Origin of the sequence: Pseudoflavonifractor intestinihominis (genome assembly GCF_040096055.1) — a bacterium.
In the GTDB taxonomy this organism is placed as follows: Bacteria; Bacillota; Clostridia; order Oscillospirales; family Oscillospiraceae; genus Pseudoflavonifractor; species Pseudoflavonifractor intestinihominis.
In genome coordinates, this window is sequence record NZ_JBBMFK010000042.1 from 1 (window position 1) to 18,851 (window position 18,851).

The window sequence follows — 18,851 nt, forward strand, 5'->3', positions numbered from 1 at the left end:
CGATCTCTTTCGGGCAGCGCTCTTCTGATTTTTCTTTTTTAATGGACAAACGTGACGCCGGTAAAGCAGGTCTCCGGGTCTGCCAGCGCCCCGTCCAGCCGCACCTCCACGTGGAGATGAGGGCCGGTGGCCATGCCGGTCTGGCCCACATAGCCCACGTTCTGGCCCTGGGTCACCTGGTCTCCCTCCGCCACCGTATTGGCGGACAGGTGGGCGAAGAGTACCTCCCCGCCGTCCCAACCGATGACCAAATAGTTGCCGTACTCCGCATTAAAGGCGGACTCCAGCACCTGGCCGCTCCGGGGGGCGTACACCGCCGCGCCGCTGTCCGCCTGGATGTCCAGCCCGTCGTGGCTGGTGGTCTCTCCGGTGATGGGGTGCACCCGGGTGCCAAAGGGCATGGTCACCGTCAGGGTGTCGCCGTCCAGGGGAGACAGCAATTCTTCCGCGTCCGCTCCAACGGGCTTCGTCTGATCCTCTGTGGCCAGCGGCTCCGAGATGACCAGCATTTCGGGCTGCTCTGTCTCCTCCGCCTGACCGGTCAGGTCGGCGGCGTAGGCCCCGGCCAGCACGCCGCACAGGCACAGCGCCGCCGCCACGCCCACCGCTGCCGCACCGGTCAGCTTTCCTTTGGACTGAAATTTCATAATGGCATACAACCTCTCTTTCAGCTGTTCTCCATCCCTGCTCATGGCAAGGGTCATGTTGTTCTTGGTTGGTCCCGATACAGGCCGGGCCAGGGCAATGAGGGACGCGCCGTAGACTTTGCGGCCGGACTCATCCAGCCGCCGGAGCACCCCCTCGTCGCAGGAGAGTTCACAGGCCCGGCTCAGCTCCCGCCGGAGCACATAGACCAGCGGGTTGAACCAGTGGACGCACACCGCCGCCTCCGCCAGCCACTTGGAGCACAGGTCCAGGCGACGGTAGTGGGTCAGCTCGTGGAGCAGGGCCGCCCGCAGCACCGCCTCCCCGCTGTTCTCGTCGGGCAGGAGCACCATGGGCCGGATCAGTCCGGCCTGCATGGGAGAGCGCAGGCCGGGACAGACCAGCAGCCTGGGCGGCCCGGTCACCTCCAGCATACGGCAGGCGTCCCCATAGACCGCCTGGACCCGCTCCCCCGCCGGGCGGCTCTCCCGCTCCAGGGCGCGGAGGCAGCGGACATACCGCCACACCGCCCGCAGAGCCAGGGCAACGGCCACCGTCCCCCACAGGAGTACCAGCAATTCAGGCAGCATGGCCAGCAAATCCGCTCCCGCCCCCTGCCGGTCCGGCCCGGCCAGGGCCATATCCGGAGCCCGCAGCCACAGTTCGCCGGCCGTCACCTCCTCCGGCAGGGCCTGGGTCAGTCCCTCAGGCAGCCGAATGGCGGGAAAAATAGGCAGGAGCAGCCGTGCCAGGGGCACCAGCCAGAGGTAGTAGTAACCGCTGTGCCCCAGCCGGTCCCGCACTAGGGGCCGGAGGGCCAGCAGCAGCACAATGAGCACCGACCCGGACAGGGTCAGGCTGAGCAGGGTGGACAGCGCCCCGCCCATTACGCCTTCCCGCCCTTCTCCCAAAAAGCCTTCAGCTCGTCCAGGTCTTCGGCGGTGAGGCAGTCCTGCTTGAGGAGGGAGGACACCAGCCGCCCGGCGTTGCCGCCGTACACCTTGTTCAGGAAGGACCGGGTCTGCTGGTCGGCGTAGTCCTCCTCCCGCAGAAGGGCCACATACACATTCAGCCGGCCGTTCTTCTCCACCGCCAGCATCTCCTTCTCCACCAGGCGGGAGAGAAAGGTGAGCACCGTATTGGCCTTCCAGTCCTTCCCCTGTCCCGCCAGGGCCTCCATCACCTGGGCAAAGCGGGCCCGCCCGCCCCGGCTCCAGACCACCCGCATCAGCTCCAGCTCGGAGTCTGACAGCTGCCGTTTTTCCATGGAAATCCCTCCAATATTTCAACTACAACTTGTAGGTGTATTTACATTAACATCTTGTAGGTGAAAAGTCAAGCAAAAAATCCTCTCCCGGCGGGAGAGGATTTTTTGTTTATGCCAGCCCCAGCAGCCGGGCGGCGGTGGCCACCAGGAAGCACAGCGCCATGCCGATGGCCGTGGGCAGCGCGAAGCCCAGCAGGGTCCATTTCCAGCTGCCGCTCTCCTTGCGTATGGTCATGCAGGTGGTGGAGCAGGGCCAGTGGACCAGGGAAAAGAGCATGGTGCACACCGCCGTCAGCCAGGTCCAGCCATGGTCGGTGAGCAGGGTGCGCAGGGCATCCAGGCTCTCGTAGCCGGTCAGGCTGCCGGTGGCCAGGTAGGCCATGAGCATAATGGGGATGACGATCTCGTTAGCGGGAAAGCCCAGGATAAAGGCGGTCAGAATCACGCCGTCCATACCCAGCGCCTTGCCCAGCGGGTCCAGGAAGCCGGTGCAGTGGGCCAGCAGGCTGGCGCCGCCCACCTGCACGTTGGCCAGCACCCAGATGAGCAGCCCCGCCGGGGCGGCGATCATCACCGCCCGGCCCAGCACGAACACCGTCCGGTCCAGCACCGAGCGGACGATCACCTGCCCCACCCTGGGGCGGCGGTAGGGGGGCAGCTCCAGGGTGAAGGAGGAGGGCACGCCCTTGAGCACCGTGGCCGACAGCAGCCGGGAGACCTGGAAGGTGAGAAACACCCCCAGCACGATCACCCCGGTGAGCAGCAGGGCGGACAACAGCGCCCTCCCCGGTCCGCCGCCGGTGCCCACAAAAAACATGGTGATGATGGCGATGAGGGTGGGAAAGCGGCCGTTGCAGGGCACAAAGTTGTTGGTCAGCATGGCGATGAGCCGCTCCCGAGGGGAGTCGATGATACGGCACCCCACCACCCCGGCGGCGTTGCAGCCAAAGCCCATGGCCATGGTGAGGGCCTGCTTGCCGCAGGCTCTGGCCTTCTGGAAGGCGTGGTCCAGCACAAAGGCCACCCGTGGCAGGTAGCCGAAGTCCTCCAGCAGGGTGAAGATGGGGAAAAAGATGGCCATGGGGGGCAGCATCACCGACACCACCCAGGCCAGCACCCGGTAGACCCCCAATACCAGCGCCCCGTGGAGCCACTCCGGGGCATTCCAGTATGTAAACAGGTCGGTCAGCCGGTCCTGGAGCCAGAAGAGGCCGTCGGACAGCAGCTGTGAGGGGTAGTTGGCCCCCTGGATGGTCAGCCAGAACACCCCCGCCAGCAGGGCCAGCATCACCGGGATGCCGGTGGCCCGGCTGGTAAAGAGCCGGTCCAGCCTGCGGTCCCGGCGGTTATAGTCCTCCCGGGTGCACTTCACCGCCCCGGCGCACACCGCCTCGGCGGTCATCACCAGACCGGCGGCCAGCCGGTCCCCCAGGTTCTCCCGACTGATTCCCCGCTCCTCCAGCCATGTCCGGGCCTCTGCCAGCGCAGCGGCCAGTTCCCCGTCCTCCGCCAGGCGGACGCCCAGCGCCTCCTCCAGCCTGGCCAGCAGGCCCGGCTCCCCCTCCAACAGCCGCAGGGCGGTCCAGCGGCCGGGGAGCTTCCCCGCCGTCCGCGCCTCCACCAGGGGGAGCAGCTTTTCCACCGCCGTCTCGATGGGACCGGGATACTGCACCTGGATGGGCTGTGGCGGCTGCTCCGCCGCCACGATTTTCTCCGCCTCATCCAGCAGCTCTTCCAGCCCCTGGTCCCGCCCGGCGCAGGCCCCCACCACGGGCACTCCCAGCCGCTTCGACAGCTCCTCCAGGTCCACCCGGATGCCCTTCTTGGCCGCCTCGTCCATCAGATTGACGCACACCACCGTGCGGGGCTCCAGCTCCAGGGTCTGAAGCACCAGGTTCAGGTTGCGCTCCAGACAGGTGGCGTCGCACACCACAACGGCCCCCTCCGCCCCGCCGAAGCACAGGAAGTCCCGGGCCACCTCCTCCTCGGCGGAGTGGGCCATGAGGGAGTAAGTACCCGGCAGGTCCACCAGCACATAGCCCCGCCCCCGGTGCTCGCACCGGCCCTGGGCGCTACCCACCGTCTTGCCCGGCCAGTTGCCCGTGTGCTGGTGCATGCCGGTCAGGCTGTTGAACACGGTGGATTTGCCCACGTTGGGGTTGCCCGCCAGGGCGATGACCCTGTCGTCCGGCCGGAGCTTTTGGATGTCCAGTCCACGGTCCACCGCCGCCGCGCCGGTGGACGCCCCCGTCAGGCCCACTGGGACCCCTCCCCGGCCAGTACCGGGCAGGGCTCAGCGGCAGGTTCCACCCGGATGCCTTCGGCGTCCCGCCCCCGCAGGGCCACCACCGCCCCCCGGATGAGGTAGGCCGACGGGTCCCCCGCCGGGCTGGCGGCCACGCAGGTCACCCGGGTGCCGGGGATGAGGCCCATATCCATCAGGCGGCGGCGCATGGCCCGCTCGCCCGCCACCTCCGCCACCCGGGCGCTCGTGCCCACCCCCAGGCCGCAGAGGGAAATCAATTCGCTCATATTGGAACGCTCCTCACATAACATGTAGGCGGGGGATGGTTCTCCCCCATCTATCCTATTGAGCCGCCCCCCCAGTGGTGACGGCGTGAGGAGGGACCGGCAGTGAGACGTCCATATCCGCCCCGGCGGAGAATCCGGCGCAGGCGGCACCATTCCGGCGGATGGGGCCGCATTCTTCGCTTTCTGGGTGTGGCCCTGCTGCTGTGCGGCCTGCTGCTCCCATTTTTGCCCTGTGGAAGCAGCCCGCCGGAGGAGGTAGCCCCCGCCCCCTCCCTCTTTCTGCCGGAGGATTTATCCCCCTTGCGGCGGGCCATGGTGGAAAACGCCGCCGCCCTGACGGGCAAAGTGGGCTACTTCTGGGGTGGGAAATCGGTCTGTCTGGGCTGGGACAGCCGCTGGGGCGTGCCAGCCCTGGTCACCGCCGACGGGAGCGATACCACCGGCACCCTGGTCCCCTTCGGCCTGGACTGCTCCGGGCTGGTGACCTGGGCGGCGGTCAACGCCGCAGGGGACGCCGGGGCTCTCTCCGCCATCGGCAACGGCGTCCGGGACCAGTACTCCCGCTGCACGCCGGTGGTCTGGGCAGAGGCCCAGCCCGGGGACCTGGCCTTTTTCCCCGACCTGAGCCACGTGGGCATCGTGGTGGGCACCACGGAAGCGGGCACTCTGGAGATCATCCACTGTTCCAGGACTCTGGGCGGCGTGGTCCGGTCCCCCGACGGGGCGGGCACCGGCTTTGCCCTCATCGGCCGCCCGGCGTTCTATGAGCTCTACGGAGAGACATAAAAAACCGCAGGAACGGAGTTTTTTCTCCGATCCTGCGGTTTTTATGCCTTTATCCCGGTCAGCCCAGCGCCAAAATGGCCTCCACCGTCCGGTTGTAGTCCTCGGTGAGCTGGGGCATCATGGCGGCGGCGGCAGCCCAGTCCCCGGCCCGCATCAGGGCCACCTGCCGGTCAAAGCCGGTGAACAGAGGCTTGATGGACAGATTGCCGCACAGGCCCTTCAGGGTGTGGGCGGCGTTGACCGCCCCCTCCTGGTCGCCTGCCGCCAGAGCCGCGGCAAGGGCGGAGAACCCCGGGTCCGCGGGGAATTTCTTCAAAAAGCGGGTCAGCATGGCCTCGCTGCCCATAAAGCGCTCCAGGGCCTCGTCCACATCGATCCCGGCGGCGGCCAGACCCGCTCGGATGCGGTCATCCATCCTTCTTCTCCTCCTTTGTCTGATACAGACATCTCAGATCCCGCTCTACCTGGAAGAAGCACGCCAGCAATTCGGGATTGAAGGTGCCGCACTCCCCGTCCCGGATCATGCGCAGGGCCTCCTCCCGGGCAAAGGCGTCCTTGTACACCCGCTTGCTGACCAGGGCATCGTACACGTCGGCCAGGGACACGATCTGGGCCCAGACGGAGATCTCGTCCCCCTTCAGGCCGTCGGGGTAGCCCCGGCCGTCCCAGCGCTCGTGGTGGTGGCGGGCGATGTCGCAGGCGTAGCGGTAGGCACCCAGCTCCCGCATCTGGGGGATGCGCTCCAGCAGCCGGGCGCCCTGAACGGTGTGGGTCTTCATGATCTCAAACTCCTCGGCCGTCAGGCGGCCGGGCTTGTTGAGGATGGCGTCGGGGATAGCGATCTTGCCCACGTCGTGCATGATGGCGGCCAGGGCGATGGCGTCGATGTCCTCCGGCGACAGGCCGTTCCCCAGCTCGGTGTGCTCCAGCATATACTTGGTGATATCGTGGATGCGGCGGACGTGCTCCCCCGACTCGCCGTTGCGAAACTCGATGGCAGTGGACAGGGACTCGATCATGCCCCGGCTGAGGCCGATGATCTGCTCGGCCTGCCTGAGCAGGGCGGACTGCTGCCGCTCCACCACGTTGCCCAGCCGCTTTCTGGCCCGGAACAGCTCCACCACCGAGTTGACCCGCCGTTCCACCATATAGGGGATGACCGGCTTGCTGATCACGTCCATGACGCCCAGCTGGTAGGCCTCCCGCATGGTGTCGCCGCTGGCCTCGGCGGTGATGAGGAACACGGGAATCTGGCCCAGAAACCCGTCCTCCGCCAGCACCCGCAGCACCTGGATGCCGTTCATCTCCGGCATGACCACGTCCAGCAGCACCGCGCACAGCCGGTCCCGCAGACTCAGCGCCGCCTCCAGGCCCACTCTGCCGTTCTCCCGCTGTTCGATGGCGTAAAATGGTGAAAAAATGTTCTCCAGAATGGCCCGGTTCATCTCGTCGTCGTCCACGATCAGCAGCGTGTCCGGCTCCTGGTGGGCATTCCGGCCCCGGCAGTCAAGCTCCATACTCTTTCTCCTCGCGTACAGGAATGGATACGGCCGGAACCTCCGGCCTGGCCCCACAAGCCCTGTTCCGTATCCCTTTTCTATTCTCTTATGGTATTTATTATAAAATAGCTTTCCCTCAATTGCAACTCTTCACGTTTCGAAAGAAACGTGTGCGGAACGGCCTGGCCGTCCCGCATACGTCGGTGTTCTTCTATAGTTCCCTCTCAGCCGCCAAACAGCCGCTTGAACAGGGATTTTTTGGTCTGTCTGCTCTCCACCTTGGCGGCATGGAGCTTCTTCAGGCTCTCCGCCGCCTCCTGGCTGCCGTTGCGGGCCGCCCGCTGGTAGAGCTCTTCCGCCTTGGCCCGGTCGGGTGCGGTGCCCACGCCGTCCCGGTAGCAGTCGGCCAGCAGGTTCATGGCCCGGACCGAGCCCTGCTCCGCCGCACGCTGGAACCAGGCCACCGCCCGCACCGGGTCCTTGGCCGTACCGATGCCCTCCAGGCAGCAGTAGCCCAGGTTGCACTGGGCGGCGCTGTCGCCGGCCTGGGCGGCCTTGGTGTACCACTCCACCGCCCTGGCCGTATCCATGGCCACGCCGGTGCCCTGCTCATAGCACAGGCCCAGGTTGCACTGGGCGGGGGCATAGCCCTGCTCCGCCGACCGGGTCAGGTACTCCACGCACTTTTTCTCGTCCTTCATGACGCCCGTGCCGTCCCGGTAGCAGCCGCCCAGCAGGCACAGGGCCCGCAGGGACCCCTGCTTGGCCGCCTTGTGCAGCCAGGACACGCCCCGGCTGGGGTCCCGCTTGGCGCCGATACCCTCCAGATAGCAGTAGCCCAGGTTGCACTGGGCGGTCTCGTCCCCGGCCTGGGCGCCCCGGGTGTAGTACTCCACGGCCCGCACCTTGTTCTCCGGCACGCCCTCGCCCACCTCGTGGCAGTAGCCCAGGCTGCAGAAGGCGGAGACATAGCCCGCGGCGGCGGCCCGCTGGTAGTAGGCCACCGCCCGCTGGGGGTCCCGGTCCACGCCCACGCCCCGGCGGTAGCAGTCCCCCAGGATGTTCAGCGCCCGGCCGAACTCCTGGGCCGCCGCCCGCTTGAGCCACTCCACCGCCTGCTTCCCGTCCTCCGGCACGCCGAAGCCGTTGAGATAGCACACCGCCAGGTTGCACTGGCCGGGAGCATACCCCTGCTCCCCTGCCTGGCGGTACAGCTCCGTGGCACGGGGCGGGTCCTGCTCCACCCCGTCGCCGTTCTCATAGGCCAGGCCCAGGCTGCACTGGGCGGGGGGATACCCCTGCTCCGCCGCACGCTGGAACCACTTGACCGCCTCTTCGCTGTTCACCGCTGTCCCCAGGCCGTCCCGGAGGCAGCTGCCCAGCAGGCTCTGGGCCCGGGGATAGCCCTGCTCCGCCGACCGCCGGAACCACTCCACCGCCTCCTCGGGCCGCTTGACCGTGCCGACGCCCTCCAGGCAGCAGTAGCCCAGGTTGCACTGGGCGCCGGGATAGCCCATCTGGGCCGCCTGGCGGTAGAGCTCCACCGCCTTCTTCTCGTCCTTCTCCACGCCGCTGCCCATCTCGTAGCACAGGCCCAGGTCGCAGATGGCCATGGCATACCCCTTATCCGCCGCCTGGCGGTAGAGCGCCACGGCCCGCGCCTCGTCCCGCTCCATTCCGGTGCCGTTGCGGCAGCAGTCGCCCAGGATGTCCATGGCCCGGGCAAAGTTCCGTTCTACCGCCTTTTCCAGCCACTCCACGGCCTTCGCCGGGTCCTTTTCCACGCCGATGCCGTTGAGATGGCACACCGCCAGATTGCACTGGGCAGGGGCGTAGCCCTGCTCCGCGGCCCGGGTGTACCAGGCCACAGCCTGCTTCTCGTCCTTCTCCACGCCGTCGCCCATCTCATAGCACAGGCCCAGGGCGCACTGGGCGGGGACATAGTCCATGTCGGCGGCCCGCTGGTAGCAGGCGGCAGACATGACCGCGTTCTTCTCCAGGCCGGTCCCCTCCCCCAGGCAGTCGCCCAGGATGCTGATGGCCCGGGGGTACTCCTGCTGGGCAGCCTTTTTCAGCCACTCCACAGCCTCCTCCGGGTCCTTCTCCACGCCGATGCCGTTGAGCAGGCAGAAACCCAGGTTGCACTGGGCCGGGGCGTAGCCCTGCTCCCCCGCCCGGCGGTACAGCGCCGCGCCCTGCTTCTGGTCCTGCTCCACGCCCTCGCCGTTCTCGTAGCACAGCCCCAGGTCGCACAGGGCGGGGAGATAGTTCTGCTCCGCGGCCTGGCGGTAGTAGTCCGACGCCTTGGCCAGGTCCTTCTCCACGCCCCGGCCGTCCTGGTACAGGCAGCCCATGAGCCGCAGGGCCCGGGGATACTCCTGCTCCGCCGACCGGGCAATCCACTCCGCCGCCTTGGCGTCGTCCTGCTCCACGCCGATGGAGGCCAGATAGCAGTAGCCCAGATTGCACTGGGCCGGGGCGTAGCCCTCCTCTGCGGACTGGGTGTAGCACTCCACCGCCTTGGCCGGGTCCTCGTCCACGCCGCTGCCGCTCTCATAGCACAGCCCCAGGTCGCACAGGGCGGGTATGTACCGCTTCTCCGCGGCCCGGCGGAAGAGCTCGGCCGCCTTGGCCGGATCGGGCTCCACGCCCCGGCCGTCCCGGTAGCAGCAGCCCAGCAGGCTGATTCCCCGGGGAAACTCCTGCTCCGCCGACTGCCGCAGCAGCTCGGCGGCACGGCTGTCATCCCGCGCCACGCCAATGGCGTTGAGGTAGCACACCGCCAGGTTGCACTGGGCGGGGGCGTACCCCTGGTCGGCCGAGAGCTGGTAGAGCTCCGCCGCCCGGACCGGGTCCTGGTCCACGCCGCTGCCGTTCTCATAGCACAGGCCCAGGCTGCACTGGCCCGGGGCATAGTCCTCGTCCACGCAGCGCTGGAACAGCTCCACCGCCCGCTTCTCGTCCCGTTCCACGCCCTCGCCCAGCTGGTAGCAGCGGCCCAGAGCCTCCACGGCCCGCATGTCGTCCTGCTCTGCCGCCTGGGCAAACCAGTGGGCCGCCTGGGCCATGTCCCGGTCTACCCCGTCGCCATCGGCGTATTTCATGGCCAGGTCGTACTGGGCGGACAGGTCTCCCAGCTCCGCCTGCTCCAGCAGGGCCTGGAACTCCTCCCGGGACTTCTGCAGCCCAGCCACCGCCCGCTGAATCAGCTCTGTATTGACAAAGATCACCTGATCTCCATTGAAAAATTCCGCTTTATCTTCATTTTCAGGGCACATGAAAAACACCTCTCAGTCCTCTTTACTGTACCAGTGAAACCGGGTTCTGTCAATGCGGGCGGACCGCTTCCGTTTGCCGCCGCCAGGGCCGCTCCTTCCGCCTGGCCGGCCTGTCAAGCCAGGTTTTGCCCCGCTTTTTCTGTAAATTCACACAAAATATACTTTTCATTTTCCACTTCCATGCTACAATATATCTTATGAATTCCCCGCGTGCAGTCAGGCCCGGCGTCCCGCCCGGGCGGAGCGCCGGATTGCTACCTGTTTTTGGAAGGAGGACCCCAATGAAAAAGGAAGCAGCCGCTTCTGTCCCCAGCCTGCGCTATCTCCAGATGCTCTCCCGCCAGTACCCCACGGTCCAGGCCGCCAGCAGCGAGATCATCAACCTCCAGGCCATCCTGAACCTGCCCAAGGGCACCGAACACTTTATCTCCGACGTCCACGGCGAGTACGAGGCCTTTCTCCACCTGATGAACTCCGCCTCCGGCGTGGTGCGGGAGAAGGTGGACGAGCTCTTCTCCTCCAGCGTGTCCAAGGCGGAGCGGGACCAGCTGGCCACCCTCATCTACTACCCCGAGGAGAAGCTGGCCCGGGTGGCCAAGGAGACCGAGGACATGGAGGAGTGGTACCGCATCACCCTCCACCGTCTCATCGACATCTGCCGCATGGTCACGTCCAAGTACACCCGAAGCAAGGTCCGTAAAGCCATGCCCAAGGAGTACGCCTACATCATCGACGAGCTCATCAACACCAACTACGAGTACCATAATAAACGCTCCAACTACGAGAATATCATATCCACCATCATCGATATCGACCGGGCCGAGGATTTTATCGTGGCCGTGTGCGAGCTCATCAAGCGCATGGTGGTGGACCACCTGCACATTGTGGGCGACATGTTCGACCGGGGCCCCCGTGCGGACATCATCATGGACTACCTGACCGAGTACCACTCGGTGGACATCCAGTGGGGCAACCACGACGTGCTGTGGATGGGAGCCGCCACCGGCAGCCGCACCCTGGTGGCCACGGTGCTGTCCAACTCCATCCACTACAACAACCTGGAGGTCATCGAGACGGGCTACGGCATCTCCCTGCGGCCCCTGGCCCTGTTCGCCAACGAGTTCTACAGGGACGTGGACTGCTCCTGCTTCAAGGCCAAGTTCGCCGGGGACGACGCCAACAACTACACCGAAAAGGACAAGGCCCTGGCCGCCCGGATGCACAAGGCCATCACCATCATCCTCTTCAAGCTGGAGGGGCAGAAGATCCTCCGCCACCCCGAGTTCGGCATGGAGGACCGGCTGCTGCTGGACAAGATCGACTACGAGAAGAAGTCCATCGTCATCAACGGCGTGGAGTACCAGCTCTCGGACACCGAGTTCCCCACTGTGGACCGCTCCAATCCCTATGAGCTCTCCCCCGAGGAGGACGAGGTCATCAACCAGCTGACCAACTCCTTCCAGCGCAGCGAGAAGCTCCAGCGGCACATCCGCTTTCTCTACTCCAAGGGTGGGCTGTACAAGGTCTACAACGGCAATCTGCTGCTCCACGGCTGCATCCCCCTGACGCCGGAGGGAGAACTGCTCACCTTCCGGGCCGGGGGCAAGATTCTCTCCGGCCGGGCCTTCCTGGACTACGCCGAGGCGGTGGCCCGCCAGGGGTACTACGCCAAGCCGGGCAGCGAGGAGCGGCAGTACGGAATGGATTACCTGTGGTTCCTGTGGTGCGGCCGTGGCTCCCCCGTGTTCGGCCGGGACCGGATGACCACCTTTGAGCGGCGGCTCATCAAGGACGAGTCCTCCTGGGCCGAGCCCAAGAACGCCTACTACACCTTCTACAACGACCCGGCGGTGTGCGAGCGGCTGCTCAAGGAGTTCGGCCTGGAGGGCCCCCACTGCCACATCATCAACGGCCACGTGCCCGTCAAGTCCCGGAAGGGGGAGAGCCCCATCAAGGGCGGCGGCAAGCTCATCGTCATTGACGGCGGCTTCTGCCGGGCCTACCAGCCCACCACCGGCATCGCCGGCTACACCCTGATCTACAACTCCGAGTCCATGCGCATCGTCTCCCACGAGCCCTTTGAGGGCCGGGAGAACGCCATCCGGGAGAACCGGGACATTCTCTCCTCCCCCATGGTGTTTGAGCGGATGGACGACAAGGTCAAGATCCGCTCCACCGACATCGGCAGCGAGCTCCAGCACCAGGTGGACGACCTGAAGGCCCTTCTGGCCGCCTACCGCTCCGGTCTGGTCAAGGAGGACCACCGGCGCTGATCCCGCCCCGACAGCATCAGGCCCCCGGCTGAGCCGGGGGCCTGCGTTTTTATTTACTTGTGGGTCTCCCCTGCCGGGCTGTCCTGCTCACCGGCCGGTGTCAGTCGTCCCAGTCAAACCAGTCGTCCTTGTACCAGCCCCGGTGCCAGCCGTTGTCGTGGCCGTAGTTCCAGCGGTTGTGGTAGTTCCACCAGTCGTCGCCATCGTCGTCGTCCCAGTCGAAGAGCTCCTCCAGGTAGTCCATGGCGTCTTCCACCCGGTCCTCCGCCCGGTCCAGCAGGCTCTCCAGGGACCGGTACTCGCTCTTGCTCAGCTTGCTCTGCTTGTAGGCGCTCTCCAGCAGGTCCTCCAGCTTGCCGCACTCCTCGTCCAGGGCCTTCAGGTCCTGGAGCAGCTGGCGGCCGTTCTCCCAGCCGTCGGTCCACAGCTTTTTCACCAGATCGGCGATCCGGCCGGCCAGCGCGGTGATCTGATCCGAGTAGTCGTCATAGGAGCCGCCGGGGGTGGTGGTGCCGTCGTCCGGGTCCTCCCATACGCCCTGGAACACCTTCTCCTTCAGATCGGTCCGGGCCTCCTTCACCCGCACATCCAGCCCGCCCAGACGGCTGTTCAGGCTGTTGTACTCGCTGTAGGAGGTGCGGCCCTGCCGCAGGTCGTCGTTGATGATGGAATATTCGCTGGAGATGTCCTGACTCAGGGCGCTGAACTTCTCCTCGATGGCCAGGTACTCCTTCACCCGCTCAATATAGTCCTGAGAGGGCTTCAGGTCCCTGACCTCCTGCTCCAGGGAGGCGGTGCGGCTGTCCAGCTCCTTGATGACCGCGTCCGCCACCTGATAGGCCGTGCCGCTGGCGGCGTTCTTCTCCTCCAGGTCGGCGCGGGCGTCCTTGGCCCGCACGTCCAGGGAATTGGCCCGGCTGTACAGGCTGTTGTACTCAGAGTTGGTAATGCGGTTCTGGATGTAGTCGTCGTTGATGGTCTTGTACCGGGCGCTGATCTGCTCGTACAGGTTCTCCAGCCGCAGGGAGAGGGCCGCGTAGGACTGGGCCTGCTCCACGGTGGTGGGGGCGGGCTTGAAGGCCTCGATGGCCTGCTCCAGCTCGGTCATGGCGGCCTCCAGCTCGGTGAGGTTGTTGGCGGAGATCTGATAGGCGGTGAGCTTGCCCGTCTCGTCGGCGATGGTCTTGGTCTCCAGGTCGGTGTAGGCGTCCTTCAGGCGCACGTCCACTGCCCCCAGGCGGTTGTTCAGGTCGGTGAATTCAGCCAGGGTGAGCTTGCCCGCGCTGAAGTCGCTGTTGGTCTCCTCCACCAGGGCGTCCAGCCCGGCCCGCAGGTCGTCCAGATCGCCCACCAGGGCGGCGTACTGCTTGGCCCGCTCCACGTAGGTGTCCGCGGGGGTCAGGCCGTCAATGGCCTTCTCCGAGCGGGTCATGCCCTTCTCCAGATCGTCCACGGTGGGATACAGAGCGGCGGGCTCCAGCACCTTTTCGGTCATGATCACGGTCTGGGTGGCGCTGTCCCACTCCACGGTCTGGCCCAGGATCTCGCCCAGGGCCCGGACGGGGAGGTAGGTGGTGCCGTCGTAGCTGATGGGGTAGACGGTCTTGCCGTTCTTGTCGGTCATGGTGCGGGCCATGCCGTCCACCTCCACGGTGATGTCAGGGCGCAGGTCCACGAGGATTTGCTGAATCCCGCTGGCGGCTGCGGCCCCGACGGCCAGCACGCCCAGCAGCACGGCGGCGATCACGGCTGTTCTCATGCGTTTCATATCCATTTCTCCTTTTCCGCGGCATATGCCAAATTTTTTTGGGGGATATGCTGTTGAGCCCTTCACCATAAATATCGCACGAAGAAGGTATTTTGTTACAGAAAATCTCAATTTTCCATCTCTGTATCTAAAAAATTTTTTGGTTCTAAAATATTTTTTCTTTTTTGCCTTCCCCACACATTGACAACGGCGTTTTTTTCCTCTATTCTTTTTCATATAAGGCTTGGTCCCCGCTGCTGCGAGGCTGCTTTTATCTTACTTGAAGGAGGCTCTTCCCCATGAAAGAAATCATCAGCACCACCGGCGCGCCGGGCGCCATCGGGCCCTACTCCCAGGCGGTCAAGGCCGGCGATTTCCTCTTTGTCTCCGGCCAGCTCCCCATCGATCCTGCCACCGGCGCCTTTGCCGGCGATGATATCTCCGCTCAGACCCGCCAGTCCCTCACCAATGTGAAGAACATTGTGGAGGCCGCCGGCATGACCATGGCCGACGTGGTCCGGGTGGGCGTGTTCCTGCAGGACATGGAGCACTTCGGCGCCATGAACGCCGTGTACGGCGAGTTCTTCACCGCCGACTGCCCCGCCCGTGCCGCCGTCCAGGTGGCCCGTCTGCCCAAGGACGCCCTGGTGGAGATCGAGGCTGTGGCCTACAAGGGCTAAGCGCTCACGTGATAAAAAGAGAGGACAGTTATGGATCAGCAGACGATACAGGTGCTGCGTGACGCTATGGCTGCCGGGCTGAAGGTGGCCACCGGCTGTACTGAGCCGGTGGCCATCGCCTTTGCCGGCGCCACCGCCCGGGCGCAGGCCTCCGGCGCCATTGAGCGCATTATCCTCCGTGCCTCCGCCAACATCATCAAGAACGCCTTTGTGGTGGGCATCCCGGGCACAGAGTTCACCGGCCCCAAGTACGCCGTGGCCATCGGCGCGGTGTGCGGGGACCCCGCAAAAGAGCTGGAGCTGCTGGAGCATCTGGACCCGGTCGGGGTGGCCCAGGCCGCCCGCCTGGTGCAGGAGGGCAGAGTGGAGCTGGACCGGGCGGACGTGCCCGCCAAGCTGTACATCGAGGTGGAGCTCCACACCACCGCCGACACGGTGGTGGTCCGGGTGGCGGGCTCCCACACCCACGTGGACTCCATTGTGAAAAATGGGACCGTGATCTATCAGAACAGCTGCGCCGTCGAGGGCGCCGACCACTGCCAGGGGCTCAGCTGCCGCCTGGCGGATGTGTATGAGTTCTGCACCACCGCCCCCCTGGAGGAGTTCTCCCTGGTGGAACAGGCCGTCACCCTCAACTCCAAGATCGCCCAGGAGGGCCTGACCAACGACTACGGCCTCCGGGTGGGCAAGACCATCCGGGAGGACGTGCGGGCGGGCGCTCTGGCCAACGACACCACCAACTACGCCATGACCCTGGCGGGCGCCGCTGCCGACGCCCGTATGGCCGGCGTGGACCTGCCCGTCATGTCCAACTCCGGCTCGGGCAACCAGGGCATCGCCGCCACCATGCCGGTGGTGGCCGTGTGGGAGCGGCTGGACGGAAAGGACCGGGAGCGGCTGATCCGGGCCTGCGCCCTGTCCAACCTGATCACCATCTACATCAAGTCCCGGTTCGGTGTGCTCTCCGCCCTGTGCGGCGCCGTGGTGGCCTCCACAGGGGTGGCCAGCGCGGTGGTGTGGCTCCGGGGCGGCGGGCTGGGCGAGATCGCCTGCGCCATCTCCAATGTGCTGGGCAACGTGGCCGGCATGCTGTGCGACGGCGCCAAGGCCTCCTGCGCCCTGAAGATCTCCACCTGCACCAACGCCGCCATGCTGGCCGCCACCCTGGCCATGCGCCACCTCCGGGTGGCCTCCAATGAGGGCATCGTGGAGCAGCGGCCCGAGTACACCATCGACAACTTCGCCCTTCTGGGCAACGAGGGCTCCGACGAGCTGGACCGGCTCATCCTGGATATGATCATCCACAAGAAGGACGCCACCTAAACGGCAAGGGCGGTGCGCAAGTGCGCACCGCCCTTTTTTTACAGGAATTTTTTCAGCTGCTGCACGTTGTCCTCTTCCTCTTTCAGCAGCCGCTCCATGAGCCCACGGGTGTCCCCGTCCGCATCCGGATACTTCTTCAGGTTCTTTATCGCGTTGATCACGCCCATGTTGCTGCCCACCATCATCATCTCCGCCACGTGGGAGGCCGACCGGTCCGTCAGGGTCTGCATGTCGATCATCAGGTAGGTTCCCATCTTCTCCAGGGCGTTGAGCCCCTTGGCATCGCAGCCGTTCCGCTCCAGCAAATTTCCCGCCTCCCGCTCAAAGGCGCTGTACTCCTTCTTCTGGGCCTCCAGATGGCGCAGGAACTCCTTGTCCTCCACGATGTCCAGCAGCTTGTCGATGGTTCTGGTGCCCATCTCCGCGTTTTGATAGACATAGTTGAGCAGCGCTCTGTCGCTGTCCATAACCTCACTCCTTCCCGTTCTACAGTGTGCCCGGAGCGCTCAAAAAATATTTTCAAATTTTTTGAGAAAACGGTTGACAGATCGAATTCGACGTGATAATATAACATCTGTCGCTGAGCTCCACAAGTGAGCCGGGTGAAAAAATGCGCGAGTGGTGGAATTGGCAGACTCGCTAGATTCAGGTTCTAGTGTGCATTACGCACGTGCGGGTTCAAGTCCCGCCTCGCGCACCATCAAAAAGTCTTGAAGCCGTTTGGTTTCAAGACTTTTTCTTTTCCCCCGGCCACGCCTGATTTCCCCGCCGTTTTTTCCTCCCTGCGGCGGCCGACAAAATTCCGGCACCTCATCCATATCCCCGCATGCCCGTTTCCCTATTGACAGATCGCGTTCCATGTGATAATATACCATTCGTTGCCGTGCTCCACAAGTGAGCCGGACGAAAATAAGATGCGCGAGTGGTGGAATTGGCAGACTCGCTAGATTCAGGTTCTAGTGTGCATTACGCACGTGCGGGTTCAAGTCCCGCCTCGCGCACCAAGCAGCAGCTTACACAATTGTGTGGCTGCTGTTTTTTTGTTTTGCTCAAAAGCCGACTTGAACCTGCGAAGGTTTCGACGTAGGAAATGTGCCGGGGGCACATTTTTAGCCGAAAGGCGCGAGGGGAATCCCCTTGTGGTCGCGAAACGACGAAATCTCTCAGAGGTTGGCTTTCTGCTGTCAGAGAGAAAGCATCGCAGAGCGCACGATACATGGTCGAGAGACTATATATCGTGCGTCCTTTAGTTCCAAAGAGTTTTGCATTTCTCGTGTTTTTGATGAAAGGCTGGTTTGGAGCAACCATTCACCGAAACAATGTGGCGCAGCCAAATCGCCCATCACTGTCGCGAACCGTGACGTCCACCCGTTTCCACTCATCGGCGTCCTGCGGGACAGAGGCTTGGAGCAGATAGGCAGTCAAAAGGCCGACATCTTCACCGGCATACTCTTGCACCCGATTGAGGGAATAGATCTCGCTTTGCTGCCCGTCGACCAAGATCGTAATGCCGCACTTGTCAAGTTCTGGCGCAATATCGTGAGCGCCAGATTTAAATTTATATAGACTCATTGGCCGAAAATAGACCGTCAGAGCGTTTGCCGCCCCTTTTACATGAAAAGCGTGCAATCCGTATACCTCTACCGTGTCAATACGCACGTCAAGCGTCAATTCTCTCTGCGCCGGGACATTCTGCGCCCAGTATTCGAGATAGCGGTCGCCGTACTCCCGGACAGCAGTCAGAAAAGGATATACCCCATCCGGAACGGAGAGAGAGAAGAATCCAGTTTCATCGCTGACTGTTTCATATATAGTCTCGAACTGCTCGCTCTTGACTTCAACAGAGACGCCGGAGAGAATGCCCTCTCCACCTATCGTCGTACCATGAATGATCGCCATGATTATGTGTCTCCTAAACTTTTTGATTTGCTGGGAAGTCGTCCCCAGTATTTAACATTATACCACTCAAATGTGAAGAAAACTACCGGTGGTTAAGGTAATTTATCAAATCTTTGACCTTAAAATTCTGTCCGTGTCGAATAGAAAACGCTCCAGAGATTTACAGCTTTACGGTAGCAACAAGTGTGGTAAATAGGACTATTTTGGCACAATAATAGGGACAAATGCTCTCTCATAAGTCGGTCAAAATCAAACGCCCGTCTCCGATATGGTTTATACATTCCTGCCGCCGGAAATGGGCGTTTGGTCTTATATTATGGATTTCTGATTACTGTCACACTGCTGATGTTGTTGTCATGCTTTATGCGGTGTTGTCATTCATCATATCGCGGAACGGGATAAAATCATCTTTCCCTGTTCGCTGTCCATGCCATCGTTTTTGAAATAATTGCAAAAAATACCGCTTTTGGCTGATAAGCTGTACGCAGCGGTGTTCCTCGCCTTCATCAAGCAGCAAGCAGTTGCCATCCACATAATTGCAGCAGCGTTTTCTTATGAGGGAGTTGATCTGCTTTGACTGCTTTGGTGTGCTTTTTGTTATCATAGGCAACGCCTCCTTTCGTGTTGATTGAAGAGAATATATTTATCCCCTCACTTGTATCCACTGGAAGGTGTCAAATTATCGGGTGTTTCTGAGTTTCATAAGAAGGTTTTTTGATTTCATCTACGTTTTGTATGAAGATAGCATTAGTATTTCGGCAGACAAAAAAGCCTATACATGGCAAAGACAAAGCAAGAGAAGATTTCTCTCACTGTACTCATTTGTGTATGTAACGGCTTTAATATGTTTTCGGTAAAATGAAAATGTAGCAAATGGTACTCAAAAAGTGAGCACCCCAATGGCAAATAAAAAGAGCCATTG

Annotated in this window: 16 protein-coding genes and 2 tRNA genes; 6 read left to right on the forward strand and 12 right to left on the reverse strand. The window is 63.3% G+C overall.

Annotation, left to right across the window (positions count from 1 at the left end):
* Positions 1-38: 38 nt before the first annotated feature.
* From WMO64_RS16435 to WMO64_RS16450, 4 genes are all read right to left on the reverse strand, one after another.
* Positions 39-1,532, reverse strand: a complete 1,494-nt coding sequence (locus WMO64_RS16435) for a M56 family metallopeptidase (RefSeq protein ID WP_349232679.1) — start codon at positions 1,530-1,532, stop codon at positions 39-41.
* Entirely contained in the window at positions 1,532-1,912 is a 381-nt protein-coding gene (locus tag WMO64_RS16440; RefSeq protein WP_349232680.1) for a BlaI/MecI/CopY family transcriptional regulator, read from the reverse strand. Before WMO64_RS16440 ends, WMO64_RS16435 begins: the two co-directional genes overlap by 1 nt.
* A 109-nt stretch (positions 1,913-2,021) precedes the next feature.
* Positions 2,022-4,172, reverse strand: a complete 2,151-nt coding sequence (gene feoB, locus WMO64_RS16445) for a ferrous iron transport protein B (protein ID WP_349232681.1) — start codon at positions 4,170-4,172, stop codon at positions 2,022-2,024.
* Positions 4,163-4,444: a FeoA family protein gene (locus tag WMO64_RS16450; protein WP_349232682.1), complete on the reverse strand. Its 282-nt coding sequence runs from the start codon at positions 4,442-4,444 to the stop codon at positions 4,163-4,165. Before WMO64_RS16450 ends, feoB begins: the two co-directional genes overlap by 10 nt.
* 102 nt (positions 4,445-4,546) lie before the next feature.
* Between WMO64_RS16450 and WMO64_RS16455 the strand changes: the two genes are divergently transcribed.
* Positions 4,547-5,230, forward strand: a complete 684-nt coding sequence (locus WMO64_RS16455; protein WP_349232683.1) for a C40 family peptidase — start codon at positions 4,547-4,549, stop codon at positions 5,228-5,230.
* 58 nt (positions 5,231-5,288) lie between these two features.
* Here the strand turns inward: WMO64_RS16455 and WMO64_RS16460 are convergent, their stop codons facing one another.
* From WMO64_RS16460 to WMO64_RS16470, 3 genes are all read right to left on the reverse strand, one after another.
* Positions 5,289-5,645 carry an Hpt domain-containing protein gene (locus WMO64_RS16460; RefSeq protein ID WP_349232684.1) on the reverse strand — a complete coding sequence of 119 codons (357 nt, stop codon included), beginning with the start codon at positions 5,643-5,645 and terminating at the stop codon, positions 5,289-5,291.
* The gene (locus WMO64_RS16465; RefSeq protein WP_349232685.1) at positions 5,638-6,747 is read right to left on the reverse strand and encodes an HD-GYP domain-containing protein; all 1,110 of its coding nucleotides are present in this window, start codon (positions 6,745-6,747) and stop codon (positions 5,638-5,640) included. Before WMO64_RS16465 ends, WMO64_RS16460 begins: the two co-directional genes overlap by 8 nt.
* A 206-nt stretch (positions 6,748-6,953) precedes the next feature.
* Complete coding sequence (locus WMO64_RS16470; RefSeq protein ID WP_349232686.1) at positions 6,954-9,959, reverse strand: tetratricopeptide repeat protein; 3,006 nt, start codon at positions 9,957-9,959, stop codon at positions 6,954-6,956.
* A 329-nt stretch (positions 9,960-10,288) separates the two neighbouring features.
* Between WMO64_RS16470 and WMO64_RS16475 the strand changes: the two genes are divergently transcribed.
* Positions 10,289-12,280: a fructose-1,6-bisphosphatase gene (locus WMO64_RS16475; RefSeq protein WP_294521641.1), complete on the forward strand. Its 1,992-nt coding sequence runs from the start codon at positions 10,289-10,291 to the stop codon at positions 12,278-12,280.
* A 100-nt stretch (positions 12,281-12,380) separates the two neighbouring features.
* On the opposite strand, the gene WMO64_RS16480 is transcribed toward WMO64_RS16475, so the two are convergent.
* The gene (locus WMO64_RS16480; protein WP_294521642.1) at positions 12,381-14,048 is read right to left on the reverse strand and encodes a stalk domain-containing protein; all 1,668 of its coding nucleotides are present in this window, start codon (positions 14,046-14,048) and stop codon (positions 12,381-12,383) included.
* A 278-nt stretch (positions 14,049-14,326) separates the two neighbouring features.
* On the opposite strand from WMO64_RS16480, the gene WMO64_RS16485 reads away from it, so the two are divergent.
* Both WMO64_RS16485 and WMO64_RS16490 read left to right on the forward strand, forming a co-directional pair.
* On the forward strand, positions 14,327-14,707 hold the full coding sequence (locus tag WMO64_RS16485) for a RidA family protein (RefSeq protein ID WP_274955164.1): 381 nt from the start codon (positions 14,327-14,329) through the stop codon (positions 14,705-14,707).
* Between the two features lie 30 nt (positions 14,708-14,737).
* Positions 14,738-16,030 carry an L-cysteine desulfidase family protein gene (locus tag WMO64_RS16490; protein WP_274955163.1) on the forward strand — a complete coding sequence of 431 codons (1,293 nt, stop codon included), beginning with the start codon at positions 14,738-14,740 and terminating at the stop codon, positions 16,028-16,030.
* Positions 16,031-16,068: 38 nt separating this feature from the next.
* On the opposite strand, the gene WMO64_RS16495 is transcribed toward WMO64_RS16490, so the two are convergent.
* The gene (locus WMO64_RS16495) at positions 16,069-16,497 is read right to left on the reverse strand and encodes a hypothetical protein (protein WP_274955162.1); all 429 of its coding nucleotides are present in this window, start codon (positions 16,495-16,497) and stop codon (positions 16,069-16,071) included.
* A gap of 145 nt (positions 16,498-16,642) precedes the next feature.
* On the opposite strand from WMO64_RS16495, the gene WMO64_RS16500 reads away from it, so the two are divergent.
* Positions 16,643-16,730 (forward strand) — tRNA-Leu (locus tag WMO64_RS16500).
* On the opposite strand, the gene WMO64_RS16505 is transcribed toward WMO64_RS16500, so the two are convergent.
* Positions 16,693-16,890 carry a hypothetical protein gene (locus WMO64_RS16505; RefSeq protein ID WP_349232687.1) on the reverse strand — a complete coding sequence of 66 codons (198 nt, stop codon included), beginning with the start codon at positions 16,888-16,890 and terminating at the stop codon, positions 16,693-16,695. The two genes, WMO64_RS16500 and WMO64_RS16505, sit on opposite strands and share 38 nt — an antisense overlap.
* A 56-nt stretch (positions 16,891-16,946) precedes the next feature.
* On the opposite strand from WMO64_RS16505, the gene WMO64_RS16510 reads away from it, so the two are divergent.
* Positions 16,947-17,034 (forward strand) — tRNA-Leu (locus tag WMO64_RS16510).
* Between the two features lie 304 nt (positions 17,035-17,338).
* On the opposite strand, the gene WMO64_RS16515 is transcribed toward WMO64_RS16510, so the two are convergent.
* Together WMO64_RS16515 and WMO64_RS16520 are read right to left on the reverse strand one after the other, a co-directional pair.
* Positions 17,339-17,929 (reverse strand): hypothetical protein, encoded by a 591-nt coding sequence (locus WMO64_RS16515; protein WP_349232688.1) that lies wholly within the window; start codon positions 17,927-17,929, stop codon positions 17,339-17,341.
* Between the two features lie 361 nt (positions 17,930-18,290).
* Positions 18,291-18,533 (reverse strand): cysteine-rich VLP protein, encoded by a 243-nt coding sequence (locus WMO64_RS16520; RefSeq protein ID WP_349232689.1) that lies wholly within the window; start codon positions 18,531-18,533, stop codon positions 18,291-18,293.
* Positions 18,534-18,851: the final 318 nt, after the last annotated feature.

Excerpts from the sequence above, each read along its gene's own strand:
- WMO64_RS16440 (WP_349232680.1), bottom strand. The coding sequence starts at position 1,912 with ATGGAAAAACGGCAGCTGTCAGACTCCGAGCTGGAGCTGATGCGGGTG.
- WMO64_RS16465 (WP_349232685.1), bottom strand. The coding sequence starts at position 6,747 with ATGGAGCTTGACTGCCGGGGCCGGAATGCCCACCAGGAGCCGGACACG.
- WMO64_RS16485 (WP_274955164.1), top strand. The coding sequence starts at position 14,327 with ATGAAAGAAATCATCAGCACCACCGGCGCGCCGGGCGCCATCGGGCCC.
- WMO64_RS16460 (WP_349232684.1), bottom strand. The coding sequence starts at position 5,645 with ATGGATGACCGCATCCGAGCGGGTCTGGCCGCCGCCGGGATCGATGTG.
- WMO64_RS16495 (WP_274955162.1), bottom strand. The coding sequence starts at position 16,497 with ATGGACAGCGACAGAGCGCTGCTCAACTATGTCTATCAAAACGCGGAG.
- WMO64_RS16450 (WP_349232682.1), bottom strand. The coding sequence starts at position 4,444 with ATGAGCGAATTGATTTCCCTCTGCGGCCTGGGGGTGGGCACGAGCGCC.
- WMO64_RS16490 (WP_274955163.1), top strand. The coding sequence starts at position 14,738 with ATGGATCAGCAGACGATACAGGTGCTGCGTGACGCTATGGCTGCCGGG.
- WMO64_RS16435 (WP_349232679.1), bottom strand. The coding sequence starts at position 1,532 with ATGGGCGGGGCGCTGTCCACCCTGCTCAGCCTGACCCTGTCCGGGTCG.
- WMO64_RS16505 (WP_349232687.1), bottom strand. The coding sequence starts at position 16,890 with ATGGAACGCGATCTGTCAATAGGGAAACGGGCATGCGGGGATATGGAT.
- WMO64_RS16480 (WP_294521642.1), bottom strand. The coding sequence starts at position 14,048 with ATGAAACGCATGAGAACAGCCGTGATCGCCGCCGTGCTGCTGGGCGTG.
- WMO64_RS16520 (WP_349232689.1), bottom strand. The coding sequence starts at position 18,533 with ATGATAACAAAAAGCACACCAAAGCAGTCAAAGCAGATCAACTCCCTC.
- WMO64_RS16515 (WP_349232688.1), bottom strand. The coding sequence starts at position 17,929 with ATGGCGATCATTCATGGTACGACGATAGGTGGAGAGGGCATTCTCTCC.
- WMO64_RS16475 (WP_294521641.1), top strand. The coding sequence starts at position 10,289 with ATGAAAAAGGAAGCAGCCGCTTCTGTCCCCAGCCTGCGCTATCTCCAG.